The sequence below is a fragment of the Spiroplasma endosymbiont of Villa modesta genome, assembly GCF_964030925.1.
Taxonomy (GTDB): Bacteria; Bacillota_I; Bacilli_A; order Mycoplasmatales; family VBWQ01; genus Spiroplasma_E.
Genome location: NZ_OZ034992.1, coordinates 862,191 through 880,045 on the forward strand (window position 1 = coordinate 862,191; position 17,855 = coordinate 880,045).

The window sequence follows — 17,855 nt, forward strand, 5'->3', positions numbered from 1 at the left end:
TTAATCACTTCTACATCAATCACAAACATATCCAAATGGTTTTGTATAATCCAAATGTTCATCAATATCATAATCATCTTCAAATTTTCTAATATCATGTTGTTCTGCTTCTAATTCTGTTTTAAAGCGATAAAGCATTTGGATTTTGTCATCTTCATATAATTCATTACATTCAACACATCTTTTTCTTCTTTTTTTAATTTTTTTATCAATCTTTCTTAGTGCTTCATAATCAAGAATTTCTATTACCATAATAATCCTTTCCTAATATGTTCTGTTGCTTCTAGCATAAAGAACATATATTTTGATTTTTAGGTTATTAATAATACTACTATTCGTTTTATTCATTCTAGTAATTCTGGGCTCAAAAATAAATTGTGAAATTTTAAAAAGAAATCGAGGCATTCGATTCAATATTTATTTAATTTGTGTTAAACAAATTAATATTTTAATTGAACCGGCACCGCTCAATTTTTTTTACAAGTTTGAAATTTATTTTCTCGCCCAAAAAATTTTTCAAAAAAAATAAAAAATAAAACCAACACTTGCTCACTTGGTAGTGGCAAGGTTGGTTAAATAAAGAATAGAATTAATACAATAGGTCCCTACAACAGGTATATATATACTAGTTTCCAATTCGCTCCCACCCCAAGAATTACCATTAAATGGTTAGTATATTTTATTAGGTATCACTCCACTTTTTATTTATACATGCAAGTCCACATGTTCTAGCTACTATTTTTAACAACTGTGTTGTAGTTCACTTTTTTAGTTCCCTAACACGTGTTGATAATAGCGTTAAAGACGATTATTAAAAATTTTAAAATTTTACAATTACAAAAAAAAGACAAGATTATTTCTTGTCTTTTTCCTTAATAACTTTGAGAATAATTTTTATTTTTTTTAAATGTATATTTTTTAAAATACGTCGAATATAAATTTAAATTTAAGGGTTAAAGAGAGTAATTTTATCTAATTTTCATTATTTTTCAAATAATTCATTTTTGGAAATAAGTTACTAATATGATAATAAATTATTTCGTAACTTTGACAACCGCCCAAATAAAAAAAAATATTAAAAATATTTTTTTAAAATTTAAATTTTTATCGAGTTAATATAAAAATATTATTAACAATTTTTTGTTTAAAATGTAAACTCATTTTTTAAACTATTTTTTCAAAAAATATTTATTTCTATATTCAATAACACTAAATAGTTTTAAAACAATTTTATTGACAATTAATTAAATTTAATTACGGAATATGTCCTTAGAATCTTTTGGTTATGTATTTAATTGAGTATTTGCTGGTGACTCAATTATGACAAATTGACCGGTATTAATTCCAATATTTATGATGGTCTTAGTATTTATTAAAGAATTCATAGGACATATTATTCGTGGATTTAGATAGAAAAAATTAAATTTATTTTTAGGAGGTAATGGTTATGATTAAATTATTTTTTGCAATAATTTTTGTTTTTCCTTTATTAGGTAAACTTTTACCTTCTTTAAATAATATTGTTCAAAATATTTTGCAAAGTTATATTACTGATTTTTCTGGTTTACATAATTTATCTTTGGTTATTAAAAGTTTTATTTTTGGTGATAGTTCACAACAAATAGTTTCAATGCCAGCACCATTGTTAGCAATTATTTTAGTGCTTTTTACTTTTTCATTAATTTTAAAATTATTAAAAATAATATAGGAGTAGTTTATTATGGGTGTTGCTTTTATTTCAAAAGTTTTAGAACTATTTGGACAAATTTTTATGAAATTTTGAAATTTGCCAATGGCAGATTTAGGTTTTAATTTGGGAACTTTTGTTGTTTTTATTCTTTTAATAAAGTTTGCTATGTCAGTTTTTTAAATATTGATATTCAACCAGTTTCTACATTGGGGACTGTAAAACAAAGTTATAAAAATATTAAAGGTGGTTCAAAATTTGTTGGTAAAAAAATTGCTAAGGTTCATAGTAAACGTATTGATAAATTAAAAGAAAAAAATAAAAAACAAGGTAAGTTTAAAGGTGCTGCTGGTGGTAATAAATTTACTGGAACATCTAGTGGTTGAGGAGTTGGTAATTAATTATGAGTGATTTTGTGAATAGTATATTGCATTTAATTTTTATATTTTCTAGTAATGATATTAGTATATTTTTAAATCAAACTAATATTACTGATGAAGTTTATATTTTGTTTAATTTGACTTTTTGGTTGGTATTGGGTGTATTTTTAATTTTATTTATCGTAGTATTAAATTTATTTTTAGGTCATTATTTGGATAGGTGTTAAGTATGAGTGTTTGAGATATTTACAATAAAATACATCAATGTATAGTTGATTATTGAACTATGTTTATAGGAAATCCAGTTGACCAATTTACTACTATTTTATGAAATTTAGCAGTTTATGGTACACAGTTTTTTATTGGATTTATTATATTTTATGGTTTATGATGAGTTTTAAGATGTTTGTTTGGTAAATAATTATGTGATTTAAATTTGTTAAATTATTTTTTGTTGTAAATACTTCTGTTCAAGCACCCACTAGTTTAATTGCTTCAAATGACCCTAATGTTGTTAATTATGATATTACAAAAGAAATGGTTAAACATGTTAAGTATCATAATTTTGATGATTGAGCAACAATACCATGAAATTCTGCTTATTTTGACATTGACCAACCGGATTTAAAAATAGTTAGTGGTGAATATATTGGTAATCAGGGTACTTATATATGTTCTTATTATAATGATACAGTTGGTGTTCCAAAACAACAGATAAATATGGGGTCTGGCGTTTATACTTTTAATAGAAAACAATTGGATGAATTTTCACGTATTATGTTTAATCATAATTATGTTTCAGAAAAGAATACTAATCATTTGAATTTTGTTAATAACGATAGGAGAGTTATAAATTTTCAAACACAGTTAAATTTTGAAATTGATAAACCTTTGAGTTTTTATATTCAATGATTTATGTTTTATTTTGAATATGAACGTTTTAAAACTTTTACTGCTAATTTTACTTTTAGTTTTTTAGATTATGTTGGTAATACAAAGTATGTTTTTAAAGGTAAAGTGGATAATGATATTTATCAACAAGATTTATATAATTTTGTTACTTTGCCTATTTGTGTACCAAATTTAAAACATTTAACAGTATTTTTTGACGTTCACGGTGATTCATATTCTTATATGTCACCACAGTTAAATCTTGGTCAAGTTAATATTTTTTCAAGTGAAAATATAACGCCAGTGCCACCAAATAGTCCTTTTAATCCCGAATATGAAAGACCAAGTTGATATGATGTCTTTGGACATTTACGTAATGCTTTTAGATGAGTACTTTATGGTGTTGTTGGTAAAGTTTTACCAGTTGAACCATTAAGACAATTTCTTTTTACAACAGATAGTTTATTACGACATATTTTTTCAGATACGATTAGTACTGCTTTAAATGTTGATATTGTTAGTGGAATAGAAAATATTATACCTTTATGATTATTTGTTAGAACAATTAGTTTAATTATAGGTTAGGAGTTTATTATGCCTTGATATGGTTATGTGTTATTAGTTATAGGTTTGATTATAATTGTTTATCCAATTCTTATAACTATTCGTAATGTTAAAATTTTAAAACGAGTTGGTAGTTATATTATTTCAGCACCTCCAAGAACTGGTAAATCTGCCCTTGCTTGTTGTTTAGCACAAACTCATAAGAAACGAGTAGTTAGAGTCCTTTCCCTATTAAATTAAAAAATGGTTATTCTTATTTGGTTAATTATAACGATGTTTTTACTTTTAATCAGTTAGCAAGTAATTATGCTTTTGAGGAACAAGATTTAATAATTTTAGATGAATTAGCATTAAAAATAAATTCTAATGATTTAGGAGTACAGTTTAAAAATCAACAAGAAAGTTTAGGGCAATTTTGTAAGTTAATAGGTCATATGTTTAATGGTACGATGTATTTGATTGAGCAACACCCTAATAGAATACCAGTACAAGCAAGAGAAAAAGTAGAGTATGTTGTGCAAGTTAAACGTATGCGTTTTTTGGGCTTTGTTGTTATATTTAATCTTAATTTATATACTAATATTGAGGATTATAATAAAGTAGTGTTTTCATCTCGTAGAACAAAGAAAATGATTAAAAAAGGTATAATGCCTCCGAGTTATAGCGGTGAAGCAATGGCTATGACTTTATTTTTTCCTAGACATTGGTTGAAAAGGTATAATTCTAGGGCTTTACATTATGTGCATGAACTTAAAAGTGAATTATCACCTAAGAAATACCTTAAAGAAGCAAGTAGTATTGATATGACTTATAGTGATATTAAATCTGCTGGTTTGGATAAATTGGATAATATTTTTAAGAAGAAAGATAAACCTAAAAATAAAGATAAATAAAAATGATTATAGTCCCAGTGAACCTACTGGGACTATAATTTGGGTGAGCCACGTAGTGGCGAGGGACGAAGTCCCTATAACTTGTTATGAACAATACCCAGTTTTATTTTATACAAAAAAGTAAGTAAAGGTGAAGCGACTACTGATCAAAAAATTGCTTTAGCAATATTAGGAATTATCTTTGGTGCTGCATTAGGTATTATTGGTGGTATTTTTATATTAGTTGATTTAAACAATGATGAAAATAAAATCCAAAGATATTAATAAAAAAACATCATTAATTAATGATGTTTTTTATTTTTTTTAAATAGTTTTCCATTGGTTTTAATAAAAATTATTATATAATTTTTATAGTTTGATTTAAAAACAACTTAAAATTATTAACTAGGAGGAAAACAAATATGGAAGTTATTATTTTAGAAGCCACAAATCTGATGAATGAAATAATTTTACGTTATAAAAATGAAATTAACAAAATTCGCACCGGAAGAGCTAATCCTAATATCTTAGAAGGAATTAATGTTAGATGTTATGGTGGTGTTGATAGTTTAAGTAATATTGCCCAAGTTAAAGTAGCAGAAGCACATCAATTATTAATTAAACCATATGATCGTAGTTTAATTAAAGACATTACAGAAGCTGTTACAAAAGCTGATTTGAAATTACAAATTAAAAGCGAAGCAGAGAATATACGTTTAATTTTCCCACAATTAACAGAAGACGTTCGTAAAACTTTAGTTAAAGATTTGAGTAAAAAAACTGAAGAATATAAAGTTAAAATCCGTAATTGTCGACGTGATGCTGTTCAAAATCTGAAAAAAATAAAATTACCAGAAGATCAAGAAAAGCATGCAGAAACTACAATTCAAGATTTAACTGATAGTAAAATTAAAGAACTTGTATTAATAGAAAACAATAAAAAAGCCGATTTAATGAAAATTTAGCAATAAAGCAATAAATAGTTAGGGGTTAAATATTGTGAAAAAAAAGATAATAAATAAAGAAAATATAAAATCTAAAGTTTCTTTTTTTGCAAAACTTAGTAATTTTTTTAGAACCTATCGAAATCGTATTCTTACAAGCTTTATGTTAATTGCTTGTGGTGTATTATGAATGTTTATTGGGGCAGTTTATTTAGAACCAATTTTTGGTAATAAACCACAGTGATCAGCGTATACATTTATGATAATTAATACTTTAATTTTTATTGGTTGTTTATGAGAAATTATTAATTTAAAAAAAGAATCAAATTGATCAATTGTACTTAAAATTTCTATAATTTTAACAGGAGTCATACTTTTATGAGTTCCGCTTGGTAAAGAAACTTTTGGTCCATATATTTATAATCATTATTGATTTGAAACTTGAATGACTTTATTAATTTTATTACTTTTCATTTGTATTTTTATTTTAATTGCTTGACGAAGTAAAAATTTTCAATTAAGTGATGTTATTTTTATTTTTACTTGAATTATTTATTTAGTGTTTGTTGTTAAAGCTGTTAATTTTTTAATGTTATCAGAAATTAAACTTTCAAAACTAGGATGACCAACATTATTGTTTTTATTCATTATTGTTATGTCTAATGATGTTGGTGCTTTTATTGGTGGTATAATTTATGGTAAAACAAAAATGGCACCAAGTGTATCACCAAATAAAACTTGAGAAGGTGCTATTACTGGTTTAATAACAGCAATTATTTTAAGTATGATAACAGTAACTGTTTTTTTAGAAACAAGTAATTATAATCCCTTACCTTTTTTAGAAGTTAATAGTAAAGCACCAATCTATATTGCTTATTTTGCTACTAGTTTTATTCTTTCAATTGCTAGTCAAATGGGTGATTTATTATTTTCTTATTTGAAACGTAATTATCATGTTAAGGATTTTTCAAATATTCTACCTGGACATGGAGGATTATTAGATCGTTTAGATTCATTTTCAACAGTAGTTATTTTTGGTTTTCTAATTACTCTAGCAGCTATTGCTTAATATATAAAATTTAAGGATGAAGTTATGTATATATTTTTAGCCATTTTAATTGGTTTATTTACAATATTATTTTTAATTACCTTGCATGAATTTGCTCATTTTGTAATTGCTAAATTATCAGGAGCATATGTATATGAATTTGCTATTGGTATGGGACCAAAACTTTTGCAGTGAGGTAAAAAAGAAACACGTTATACTTTAAGACTATTACCATTGGGTGGTTATGTTTCTATTGCTTCAGAAATTGCTGATGCTCCTAAAGGGCGAGAAGATGAAGTAATTGATAGTAAACGAATGATGGAAAACTTGCAACGTGGTAAAAAAGCAGCTTTCATTAGTGCAGGTGCACTAATGAATTTATTATTAGCTTTTATTTTATTAATGATTGGATATGGAATTTATCCACATAAATATGATCCTAACTTGCCACCAACCTATGCAACAACAGGACCATTATATAAAGCTGTTCAAAAATATAATAAAGATAATCCAAGTTTACCAATTTTAGATACTGATGCTATTACTAGTATTTATAATACTGGTGATATTGAATCTAAACAATCAATTAAATCATATTATGATTTACAAACATGATTAAGTAAATATAATAAAAAGACTACTAATGGTACAGTTATTGCTGATTATGAAATTACTTTTGATAATAAAGATGATAAAACTGTTACTTTTAAACCTGTAGAACAAAAAGGAGTATTATTCATTGGTGTTAGTCAAGGTAGTTATTATTTAAATGTAGGGCAAGTTATTAGTAATGGTATCATTGATACTTTTAAAGATAGTTACAGTCTTTTACAAGCATTAGGACAATTAGTTACTTTTCATTGACAAAATTTATCAGGACCTGTTGGTATTGTTAAATCAACTAATAGTTTTTTAAATCCTGATTTATCATCAACACAAGCAGCAAGTACATATTTTCGTTGAGCAGCATTATTATCATCTAATTTATTTTTATTAAATATGTTACCAATTCCGCCATTGGATGGTTATAAATTTGTTGAAAATGCAGTTGAAGCGGTAACAAGAAAAAAATTAAATGAAAAATATAAAATTATTGTCAGTATTGCTGGAGCTATATTATTTTTAGTTATCTTTATTGCTATTACTATTAAAGATATATTTTTTTAATCTTTACTTTATAATAAAATCCTATTATAAATAGGATAATAAATTTGAATGAAAAAGTTTTGAGTAATTTTCTTAATTATTTATATTTTAAAAAAATAAAATAGTAACTATTTTAAGTGAACAATATTGTTCACTTTTTATTTTGAAATAAAATCTATAAGTATAAAAACTAAAATTTATATCGATTATTTGCTCCTAAGAGAATTATTTTTTCTTCAACAAATTTCTGAATAGCTATCATTGCATTTTCTATTAAGGTATTAATATTTGATAAATTAGAGTTAGTTTGCAAACTTTTTTTTAGACTTTCAACATAAATCTTTCTTAAATCATTGCTAATATTAACTTTAGTAATACCAGCTTTAATTGCTAGAGTTAATTGTTCATTATTAATAGTAACATTATCATGTAATACTAAAAAAATTTCAGACATTTTAATAGCAATTTCTTTAATTAGAGAAATTTTTAAATCTTGTCTATTATCTTGATGATGACTATTGATAGCAGTAAATACAAGACCATTAATATTAGTTTTATTTCTAAATAATATTGCTTGTTCAATTAAATTAATATCATTAGTAATATCTCCTTTTGTATTATTGTAAAAAATCTCTGATTCAACAACAATACCCAAAGGAGGGTGGTTGGCCCTTAATTACTGGACCATTTTTGATATAAAATTCTAAATTTTAATTTGTAAAATTGGTGGTTTTAGAAATTTAGAATGTATTCTTTCATAATTATAAAACATAACATATTGATTTACATCATTTATAGCTTCATTGATGGATAAATATTGATTTGATCCTTTAGGTAGTCATTCTTGAGATAAATGAGAAAATCAGTTTTCAGATAATACATTACCACCAATATCATAAGGTTGTTTTTTGCTTAAAATTATTTGTTTATCCTCTGCTCATTTTGTGATATCCTGACAATAAAATTCGTTGGCGTTATCTGAATGTAAAATAACATTTTTTACTTGATTTCAAGAAAATTGTTTGTTGATTTTTTCAAGAGCAGGAAGAATTAAATCCTGATATGATTTATTAGGAGCAATATTATAACTAACAACATTATTTGAATAAAAATCAATAATTACAAAAAGATATAATCATCCTTCTTTAGTATTTATTTGTTTAGTGTCCATTGATCAAATTTGATTTGAAGAGGTTGTACTTTTATAATCTTTGTTTACTTTATCCATTGTAGGTATTCACTTATTTGGATTTTTTTTGTTTTTAGGATAGTTATTTTTAGTTTGTTTTAATCCTTGAATATTGTGTTCTTTCATAATTTTTCGCATTTGTTTTATTGATAATTCTATATTTAAAATGATATTTTTTTCTTGTTTTAATCACTCTTTAAAAGCTGAAAAAATTCTTAAATATCCATAAATTCTGCCTTTTCTTGTAGAATGAAATTCGATTAAAAGTTGGCATATTTTTTGATATTTATGATTGCATTTAATAATATGATTTTCTTCTTTTTTAATAGGTTTTTGTTTATTTTTTAAAAAGTAATATGTTGATCTGTTTAATTGAAGATATTGACATAGGTTTCTAATTGAATATTGATTTTTACAATCATCAATAATTTTAATTTTTTCTTTGATATTTAATTTGTTAATTACTAATGCTATTTGTTTAATTTTATCCATTAATAAAAATCCTTTCAGGTTAAAATTAGTGTTAATTATATAACACAATTGTTTTTAGAATACATTCAGGTTTTTTAAATTAATGGTCTAGTAAAAAGGGCTAAGTGGCAAGTGGCCTTTTGCACGATTAATAACATTGTTAGTAATAGCAAGTACATATTTTAAATCAATACAATTAATAGTGTTAGGTGTTATCATTAAACATATTGGTGCTTTTTGTTTTTCGGCTGCATTAGTAATTGCAATTAACATTTCTAAATTATCAAAGTTAAAACTTGGGATTGCGTATTTGTTAATTTGTGCATGTTTTAACATTGTTTTCAAGTTAATTTTCAATTACAATCACCTAACTTTTCTTTTTTATTTAATTATATCAATAATATTTATCATGTAAGGAATATAAGATATGTTTTAAATTTTTACTTTTTTCTTTTCTTTTTAATTTTGCTTTTCTTTTTTTTATTAAGTTGACGTAATATTTTTTGATAAAAATCATATAAACGATGTTCAGAAGTTTGATAACGTTTGAACATTAAGTTATTAATTCAAATATAAAAATATTGTAAACTGAAAACTAAACCAAAAACAAAAACAACGGCACTAGCAGCGATTAATCATCCATATTCACCATTTGAATAATCAAAGAAAAAATATGGATATCATGTATCTCTTGGTGGATGACCAGTTTCTATAAAATCTAAATAACGTAAATGACCTCTAATTAGAATAACAATACAATAAATTGCTGGATAAATAACAATTAATCATAAATATATTTTATGTTGTTGTTTCATATTAATATATTGATGACCTGATGTAACAATAAAGCTAGTAATCATAATTATTGGCATTAATAAGTGTAAAATTAATGTTGCAATCCAATTATAAGCACTGTATTGTTTTGGATCTTGCTCAGCAGTGAAAATACCTATTCAAAATACTAACATCGTAATAGTAATATAAACAGTTACTGCTAATCGAGTTTGAAAACTTGGTTTAGTACCACGAAAATAAGAATCAAATAAATAAACACAAAAATAAATAACAACCATATAATTACTCTCAGTAGTAAAAAAAGCATAGTAGTTACTTACTCGTTCACCATATCCTAAATCTTCAAATTTTTCCATTGGATAATATATTGCACTAATTAAATCAATAATTAAAAATAAAATTATCATTATTAATGCAGATAAACGTATATAAAAGTTGGCTTTGTTACTTAATTTATACATAATAATCCCACATCTTTTCTTTTTTCTTTGTATTATAATTCTAACATTAATTGTGTATTTTCTTCTAAATGTTCTAATACTCCTAACTCATTTAATAGTTGATAATTAGTTTTAGTAATATTAGTTCGTAGTTGTAAATCATTTTTTGAAGTAATTGCTTGTTCACTCCTTGCTTTAACAATTGAATTAGCCACAATTTCACCCAATCCATCTAAAGTAATAAAAGGTGGTAAAATTTGTTTTTCACCATTTATTACTTTAACTTGAAAAAGTTTAGCATCAGAATGTTCTAAACTAATATTGCTAAATTTAATATTTCTAGCATTCATTTCTAATGCTACTTCTAATAATGGGATTAAATCTTTTTCTTTAGTAGTAACTGTATTTTTTTGACCATCATTTTTTCTTAATCTGTTATTAATATCTTTTAATTTATTAGTAATAGCACCAATGCCTTGTAACATAGTTTTAATATCAAAAATTTCACATCTTGTTGTAAAATAAGTAGCATAATATTCATGCGGATAATAAACTTTAAATCAAGCTACTCTTCATGCCATTAATACATAAGCAGTAGCGTGTGCTTTAGGAAACATATATTTAATTTTTTTGCAAGATTTAATGTATCAATTAGGAACTTTCTTTTCTTGCATTAACTTTTCATATTCTTGTTTAATGCCTTTTCCTTTACGGACATCTTCCATAATGTTAAAGGCAATTTTTGCTGGTAAGCCTTGATATACTAAATAAGTCATAATATCATCACGACAACCAATTACATCTTTTAGTTTTAAACCTTGTTGTGAAATTAATTCATCAGCATTATTTAATCAAACATCAGTACCATGTGATAAACCAGATATTTGTACTAATTCAGAAAATGAAGTAGGTAATGTATCACTTAACATTTTACGAACAAAACCAGTACCAAATTCAGGGATACCAATTGCTCCTGTTTTTTCGCCAAGTAAATCATCACTAGTAATATTTAAGGCACTTAAATTAGAAAATAATGATAAAACTTTTTCATCTTGATTAGGAATAGTTTTTGGATCAATACCAGTTAAATTTTCTAACATTTTTAATGCTGTTGGATCAACGTGACCTAGAATATCTAATTTTAATAAATTATCATGAATAGCATTAAAATCAAAGTGGGTAGTTTTTCATGTAGAACTAGTATCATCAGCTGGAAAATTAATTGGTGTAAAATCGTTAATATTATATTCTTTTGGTACAACAATAATACCACCAGGATGTTGACCAGTTGTTCTTTTAATACCAACACATCCTTGACTTAGTAACTCTAGTTTTGCTGCACGCATATCTGATTGACCAATTTTTTCTGCATAAGCTTTAACATAACCATAAGCTGTTTTATTGGCAATTGTTGAAATTGTTCCAGCACGAAAAACATTTTCTTCACCAAACATTTCTTTAGTAAAATCATGAGCTTTATTTTGATATTCACCAGAAAAGTTTAAATCAATATCAGGTGTTTTATCACCATCAAATCCTAAGAATGTTTCAAAAGGAATATCATGACCATCAGTAATTAAATCAATATTGCATTGTGAACATATTTTTTTTGGTAAATCATAACCACACTTATAAGAACCATTACTAATAAATTCACTAGTTTTACATTGTGGACATAAATAGTGTGGTTGTAGTGGGTTAACCTCAGTAATGTTAGCAAAAGTAGCTACTAAAGATGAACCAACTGAGCCACGACTACCAACAAGATAACCATCTTGTAAAGATTTTTCTACTAATTTGTGTGCAATTCAATAAACAACAGCAAAACCATGAGTAATAATTGCATCTAATTCGCGAGTTAAACGTTTTTCTACATATGTTGGTAATGGATTACCGTAACGATTTCATGCTTGTTCATAACAAAGATTACGTAATTTAGTATCAACATTAACAATACTTGGTGTAAATAAGCCAACTTTAATTGGTTTAACCATTTCAAATTGTTTTGCTAATTGCAAAGGATTATTAATAACAATATCATTAATTAAATTAGGGTCATCTAAAAAGTTAAATTCTGTTAACATTTGATTAGTAGTTCTTAAATGTTGATCGGGATATGATGTAACTTTACCTTTACGATCAAATAATGGGTGTAACAAACCGCCAATTGCTTTGCTATTAATAATAACATCACGATACATTTTTTCATGGGGATGTAAATAGTGGGCATCGCTAGTAGCAATTACTAATTTATTTAATTTAAGAGCATTATTAATAATTTTTTTAATAGTATCATGTAATTGTTCTTTACTAATATTTCCTAGCTGTATTAAGTGTTTATAAACAGCAGGTGGTTGGATTTCAATAAAATCAAATCATTTCATTATTTTAATTAGTTCTTCTTCACTTTTATTTAATGCTGTTTCAAAAACAGCACCATTTATACAACTACTACCAATTAATAGTTCTTTTCTATTTTCATTAATTGCTTCTGATATGATTTTTGGTGTTTTATAAAAATACTTTGTATGAGATAGTGAAACTAATTGATATAAATCTTTTAATCCTAATTGATTTTTTGCAAAAATAGTAATATGTTCACCACGAAGTTTAAAATTAATTTGTTCATTAATTAAGTTATTAATTTCTTGTAAATTAATACAATTAAATTCTGTTTTTAATTGTTGTAACATTTTTAAAAATACTTGTGCTAATACATTAGCATCATAATCAGCACGGTGGGCAATTTCATCATCATATTTAATGCCATAAGTACGACAAATAGTACCTAATCGATAATATTTTAGTTGTGGTAGAATTGCTCTAGATAATTGCAAAGTATCAATGACAGGATTATTTAAAGGCATGAAACCCAATTGTTTCATTGCTGCTTGTAAAAAACCAAAGTCAAAGTTGGCATTATGAGCAACTATTGTTTTATTGCCAATTATTTCAATAATTGTTGGCAATATTTGTTGTAATGTTTGTTTATCTTTTAACATAACATTGGTAATACTAGTAAGTTCAGTAATATGTTCAGGTACGGGATTATTTGGTTTAATTAAAATTGTATCTTGTTTTAAAATCATATTGTCTTTAACAATTGTATAACCAAATTCAATAATTTCGTGGTAATTGGTTGATAAACCAGTTGTTTCTAAGTCAAGAACAATGTATTCTAAATCTAATAATGATGTATTAATATTATTTTTAGTAATACTAATATTATTGGGGATTAAATCCATTTCAACACCATACATTACTTTTAAGTTTGGATGTTTTTTAGCGGCATTAGCAATATCTGGGTATGCTTGTACATTTAAGTGATCAGTAAAACCAATTGCTTGGTGTCCTCATTTAACTACTTGATTAATATAATCACTTGCTGAAGTAATACCATCCATAGCACTCATTTTAGTATGAGTATGAAATTCAATTCTTTTAGTTTTAACATCATCATTATTGTTAGTATTTTTATTATTTAAATCAATAATTAAATCATCAATTCATAGTACTTGTTCTTTACTATAATTATCATAACGACTATTAGCATTAATTTTTATTCAATCATCAACTTTAATATTATCAAATTTCTCATCTGGTTGATCGCTATTAATAAATGCTTTGCAAGTAATTGCATCACTATAATCAGTAATTCAAAATGAATAAAATCATTTTTGAGTTTTAGTTAAAAATTTATTAATTTTAAAAACTTTACCACTAATAATAATATTGGGTTCATCGCCAATGATATCTTTAATGCTATGAGTTGGGTCTGTTATTTCTAAATTAACTTTTGCTTTTTTGCGATAAGTAGTTGTATTAAAATTTTTACTTATATTATTATTAGGAATTTTAGTTTTTAAATTGTTAGTAATTTTGCTAATTTCTGCTTTAGATTCATTTTCATAACTAATAAATGGTTGCTCTGCTTTATTTATTTTAGTTTTTAATTGAATTTTTTTAAAACCATATTGTTGAAAGTAGTTAATAAATTGTAAAAATTCATTAGTTATTAATTTTTCTTCAATACTATTATGAATAGTAATGGTAATAATATTATTTTTATAATTAATTGCTGAGTCGGGTAAAGAATAATAAATGCCAGCTAATAGTTGCAATTTATGAGTTTTAATATAATGAAAATATGTTAATACAGTTGATTCATCAGCAGTAAGGGAAACATTAAAATCGACACTAATATTCGAAACAGGTAATTTTTCAAAATGTTGTTCAAAACTTTTTAAAGTAGTAGTTGTTAGAAAATTAGGTAAGTTGATGGTAATTATTACTTGTTGATTATGATGAAAATATTGTACTTTTTTAATAGTAGCATGATTAAATTCATTATTAACATCATTAAAATCCATTTCATGGAAAAGTTTTTTCAAATCTTGGTTCATATATTTTTCCCTCTCTTAATACTAAATAATTAACAATAATAACTATATTTTAATTAAAATATATTAAATCATTATTCTAATGTTTAATCAAATTTCATATTTTAATTATAACTTAATTAAAATTCTTATTCTTATTCTTATATAAAAAAAGTATGAAATTTTAGTTATAAAAAATAAAAACAAAATAATTTAATTGCAATAAAAAGTAATGCCTAATATTTAGGCATTACTTTTTATCATGAAGGTATTATTGAATTATTTGTTTTAGGTAATGATTCGGTTTCAAAAATAGCATTTATATTATTCACATTAAAATTTGAATTTAATTGTTGATTTCTTGTTTGTATAGTTGGTTTATTAAAAGCTTTTTTTGTTCTTTTGTAAAAACTTGTATTTGTTCTTTGGTAAATGCTGCCTTTTGATTAGAAGTAAATCATTCTAATTGTTTTGGAGTTAATGATTCAATTTGAAATTTAAATTCATAAAAATCATATTCTATTGTTAATTGATTATTAATTGTTTTTAATGCTTTTCTCATTCCTTTTTCTAGTAGCGAAAACTTATTATAACTGAAATTTTTTATTTGTTCTGTTGTAAATGATTGTATTTGTTTTTTTTTGTAAGTGCTTTCATTTGTTTTTTTTTAAAAAAGCATAAAGCAGTAAATTATTTTTTGTAAATAAGGGAATTAAGTTGGTGTTAATTGTTGAAACTTGATATGGACTTAATAGTTGCAATAATTGTCTTCAAATTGGTAACCGGTGGTTGGCCCTTAATTACTGGACCATTTTTGATATAAAATTCTAAATTTTAATTTGTAAAATTGGTGGTTTTAGAAATTTAGAATGTATTCTTTCATAATTATAAAACATAACATATTGATTTACATCATTTATAGCTTCATTGATGGATAAATATTGATTTGATCCTTTAGGTAGTCATTCTTGAGATAAATGAGAAAATCAGTTTTCAGATAATACATTACCACCAATATCATAAGGTTGTTTTTTGCTTAAAATTATTTGTTTATCCTCTGCTCATTTTGTGATATCCTGACAATAAAATTCGTTGGCGTTATCTGAATGTAAAATAACATTTTTTACTTGATTTCAAGAAAATTGTTTGTTGATTTTTTCAAGAGCAGGAAGAATTAAATCCTGATATGATTTATTAGGAGCAATATTATAACTAACAACATTATTTGAATAAAAATCAATAATTACAAAAAGATATAATCATCCTTCTTTAGTATTTATTTGTTTAGTGTCCATTGATCAAATTTGATTTGAAGAGGTTGTACTTTTATAATCTTTGTTTACTTTATCCATTGTAGGTATTCACTTATTTGGATTTTTTTTGTTTTTAGGATAGTTATTTTTAGTTTGTTTTAATCCTTGAATATTGTGTTCTTTCATAATTTTTCGCATTTGTTTTATTGATAATTCTATATTTAAAATGATATTTTTTTCTTGTTTTAATCACTCTTTAAAAGCTGAAAAAATTCTTAAATATCCATAAATTCTGCCTTTTCTTGTAGAATGAAATTCGATTAAAAGTTGGCATATTTTTTGATATTTATGATTGCATTTAATAATATGATTTTCTTCTTTTTTAATAGGTTTTTGTTTATTTTTTAAAAAGTAATATGTTGATCTGTTTAATTGAAGATATTGACATAGGTTTCTAATTGAATATTGATTTTTACAATCATCAATAATTTTAATTTTTTCTTTGATATTTAATTTGTTAATTACTAATGCTATTTGTTTAATTTTATCCATTAATAAAAATCCTTTCAGGTTAAAATTAGTGTTAATTATATAACACAATTGTTTTTAGAATACATTCAGGTTTTTTAAATTAATGGTCTAGTAAAAAGGGCTAAGTGGCAAGTGGCTAAGTGGCAAGTGGCACCCATTATTATCATCATTTGCTTTAATGATACTTAAAATAAATTTATCAATTTCTTATTTATTGACAGTGTTTGTAAATGATTGTATTTGTTTTTTTTGTAAGTGCTTTCATTTGTTTTTTTTAAAAAAGCATAAAGCAGTAAATTATTTTTTGTAAATAAGGGAATTAAGTTGGTGTTAATTGTTGAAACTTGATATGGACTTAATAGTTGCAATAATTGTCTTCAAATTGGTAACCCATTATTATCATTTGCTTTAATGATACTTAAAATAAATTTATCAATTTCTTATTTATTGACAGTGTTTGTAAATGATTGTATTTGTGTTTTAGTAAGCCCTTTAAGTTCTGCTTTGCTAAATAATATTTGATTTTTTGTAGGCATATCTTTTAATCTTTGTCCTTTTCATTTAAATTTAATTTAATAAAAATCCTAATATAGAAATTATTTCTATATTAGGTATGAACATTTATTAAATTATAAAATAATTATAATATAAATTAATTATTTTTGTTATATTATGCATTTTATGAATTATAATTTAATGTTTTTTTTAAATGAATATGTAATTTGTTTTCTTTTTAGACAGAAGTTACTGTTAAACTTCTGGTTCTCATAACTGGTTCTTTTGATGAATTTGCTAGTTCATTAGATACTTTAATGTAATCAGGAGTAATATTTGCTTTTGATACTCTTTTTGTAGAAACAAAACCACTTAATCTTAAAAATTCGTTAAATCGTGATTCTTTAATGTCATTAGGATTAACATTTTCTTTTGATACTCTTACTGTGGGGATAGTAGGATTTGTTCTTAAAAATTTATTAATTCTTGATTCTTTTCTTTCAAAATTTGTAGTAGTAGCCATTCCACTAACTATTAAAGTTGTACCAACAGCAATTCCACCAATAGCAGCTGGTAATAATGAAGCACTACCAGTCATAGGTGCTGCAGCAACACAAGCTGCTGTTATTCCTGCGGTTGTTGTTAATGTTCCTGTAGTTATTGTGACACCAGCAATTACTTTTCTTTTTGTACTTATTTCACTAGACATAATATTTTCATTCTTTTTCTTTTTCAATATTTAATTTAATAAAAATCCTAATATAGAAATA

Annotated in this window: 21 protein-coding genes; 12 read left to right on the forward strand and 9 right to left on the reverse strand. The window is 24.5% G+C overall.

What is annotated here, in order from left to right; translation table 4 throughout:
- Window positions 1–252, reverse strand: coding sequence for a hypothetical protein (locus AAHM89_RS05575; RefSeq protein ID WP_342266495.1), 252 nt, complete (start codon window positions 250–252; stop codon window positions 1–3).
- 1,011 nt (window positions 253–1,263) lie between these two features.
- Between AAHM89_RS05575 and AAHM89_RS05580 the strand changes: the two genes are divergently transcribed.
- The 12 genes from AAHM89_RS05580 (at window position 1,264) to AAHM89_RS05635 (ending at window position 7,553) form a co-directional block, all read left to right on the forward strand.
- Window positions 1,264–1,413 (forward strand): hypothetical protein, encoded by a 150-nt coding sequence (locus AAHM89_RS05580; protein WP_342267202.1) that lies wholly within the window; start codon window positions 1,264–1,266, stop codon window positions 1,411–1,413.
- Between the two features lie 34 nt (window positions 1,414–1,447).
- Window positions 1,448–1,708, forward strand: a complete 261-nt coding sequence (locus AAHM89_RS05585; protein ID WP_338956747.1) for a hypothetical protein — start codon at window positions 1,448–1,450, stop codon at window positions 1,706–1,708.
- 12 nt (window positions 1,709–1,720) lie between these two features.
- Window positions 1,721–1,870 carry a hypothetical protein gene (locus AAHM89_RS05590; protein WP_342267203.1) on the forward strand — a complete coding sequence of 50 codons (150 nt, stop codon included), beginning with the start codon at window positions 1,721–1,723 and terminating at the stop codon, window positions 1,868–1,870.
- Window positions 1,871–1,896: 26 nt separating this feature from the next.
- Window positions 1,897–2,088 (forward strand): hypothetical protein, encoded by a 192-nt coding sequence (locus AAHM89_RS05595; protein WP_342267204.1) that lies wholly within the window; start codon window positions 1,897–1,899, stop codon window positions 2,086–2,088.
- Window positions 2,089–2,296: 208 nt separating this feature from the next.
- Window positions 2,297–2,488, forward strand: coding sequence for a hypothetical protein (locus AAHM89_RS05600; RefSeq protein ID WP_342267205.1), 192 nt, complete (start codon window positions 2,297–2,299; stop codon window positions 2,486–2,488).
- Window positions 2,489–2,490: 2 nt separating this feature from the next.
- The gene (locus AAHM89_RS05605) at window positions 2,491–3,543 is read left to right on the forward strand and encodes a hypothetical protein (protein ID WP_342267206.1); all 1,053 of its coding nucleotides are present in this window, start codon (window positions 2,491–2,493) and stop codon (window positions 3,541–3,543) included.
- A gap of 9 nt (window positions 3,544–3,552) precedes the next feature.
- Window positions 3,553–3,762 (forward strand): hypothetical protein, encoded by a 210-nt coding sequence (locus AAHM89_RS05610; RefSeq protein WP_342267207.1) that lies wholly within the window; start codon window positions 3,553–3,555, stop codon window positions 3,760–3,762.
- A gap of 17 nt (window positions 3,763–3,779) precedes the next feature.
- Window positions 3,780–4,415, forward strand: coding sequence for a zonular occludens toxin domain-containing protein (locus AAHM89_RS05615; RefSeq protein WP_342267208.1), 636 nt, complete (start codon window positions 3,780–3,782; stop codon window positions 4,413–4,415).
- A 39-nt stretch (window positions 4,416–4,454) separates the two neighbouring features.
- The gene (locus tag AAHM89_RS05620) at window positions 4,455–4,679 is read left to right on the forward strand and encodes a hypothetical protein (protein ID WP_342267209.1); all 225 of its coding nucleotides are present in this window, start codon (window positions 4,455–4,457) and stop codon (window positions 4,677–4,679) included.
- A gap of 170 nt (window positions 4,680–4,849) precedes the next feature.
- The gene (locus AAHM89_RS05625) at window positions 4,850–5,359 is read left to right on the forward strand and encodes a ribosome-recycling factor (RefSeq protein ID WP_339040026.1); all 510 of its coding nucleotides are present in this window, start codon (window positions 4,850–4,852) and stop codon (window positions 5,357–5,359) included.
- A 34-nt stretch (window positions 5,360–5,393) separates the two neighbouring features.
- On the forward strand, window positions 5,394–6,407 hold the full coding sequence (locus AAHM89_RS05630; protein ID WP_342267210.1) for a phosphatidate cytidylyltransferase: 1,014 nt from the start codon (window positions 5,394–5,396) through the stop codon (window positions 6,405–6,407).
- Window positions 6,408–6,431: 24 nt separating this feature from the next.
- A complete protein-coding gene (locus AAHM89_RS05635; protein ID WP_342267211.1) occupies window positions 6,432–7,553 on the forward strand; it encodes a site-2 protease family protein in 1,122 nt (373 codons plus the stop codon).
- 169 nt (window positions 7,554–7,722) lie between these two features.
- Here AAHM89_RS05635 and AAHM89_RS05640 read toward each other — a convergent pair whose 3' ends face one another.
- From AAHM89_RS05640 to AAHM89_RS05675, 8 genes are all read right to left on the reverse strand, one after another.
- Window positions 7,723–8,187: a class II fructose-bisphosphate aldolase gene (locus tag AAHM89_RS05640; RefSeq protein WP_342267212.1), complete on the reverse strand. Its 465-nt coding sequence runs from the start codon at window positions 8,185–8,187 to the stop codon at window positions 7,723–7,725.
- Between the two features lie 48 nt (window positions 8,188–8,235).
- Window positions 8,236–9,213: an IS3 family transposase gene (locus tag AAHM89_RS05645; protein WP_342265776.1), complete on the reverse strand. Its 978-nt coding sequence runs from the start codon at window positions 9,211–9,213 to the stop codon at window positions 8,236–8,238.
- Window positions 9,214–9,300: 87 nt separating this feature from the next.
- The gene (locus tag AAHM89_RS05650) at window positions 9,301–9,549 is read right to left on the reverse strand and encodes a class II fructose-bisphosphate aldolase (protein ID WP_342267213.1); all 249 of its coding nucleotides are present in this window, start codon (window positions 9,547–9,549) and stop codon (window positions 9,301–9,303) included.
- 83 nt (window positions 9,550–9,632) lie between these two features.
- A complete protein-coding gene (locus AAHM89_RS05655) occupies window positions 9,633–10,448 on the reverse strand; it encodes a Pr6Pr family membrane protein (RefSeq protein WP_338980534.1) in 816 nt (271 codons plus the stop codon).
- Between the two features lie 32 nt (window positions 10,449–10,480).
- Window positions 10,481–14,830, reverse strand: a complete 4,350-nt coding sequence (locus tag AAHM89_RS05660) for a PolC-type DNA polymerase III (protein WP_342267214.1) — start codon at window positions 14,828–14,830, stop codon at window positions 10,481–10,483.
- A gap of 322 nt (window positions 14,831–15,152) precedes the next feature.
- Window positions 15,153–15,368, reverse strand: a complete 216-nt coding sequence (locus AAHM89_RS05665) for a hypothetical protein (RefSeq protein ID WP_342267215.1) — start codon at window positions 15,366–15,368, stop codon at window positions 15,153–15,155.
- A 265-nt stretch (window positions 15,369–15,633) separates the two neighbouring features.
- Window positions 15,634–16,611 (reverse strand): IS3 family transposase, encoded by a 978-nt coding sequence (locus AAHM89_RS05670; protein ID WP_342265776.1) that lies wholly within the window; start codon window positions 16,609–16,611, stop codon window positions 15,634–15,636.
- 712 nt (window positions 16,612–17,323) lie between these two features.
- Window positions 17,324–17,794: a hypothetical protein gene (locus AAHM89_RS05675; RefSeq protein WP_342267216.1), complete on the reverse strand. Its 471-nt coding sequence runs from the start codon at window positions 17,792–17,794 to the stop codon at window positions 17,324–17,326.
- Between the last annotated feature and the right edge of the window lie 61 nt (window positions 17,795–17,855).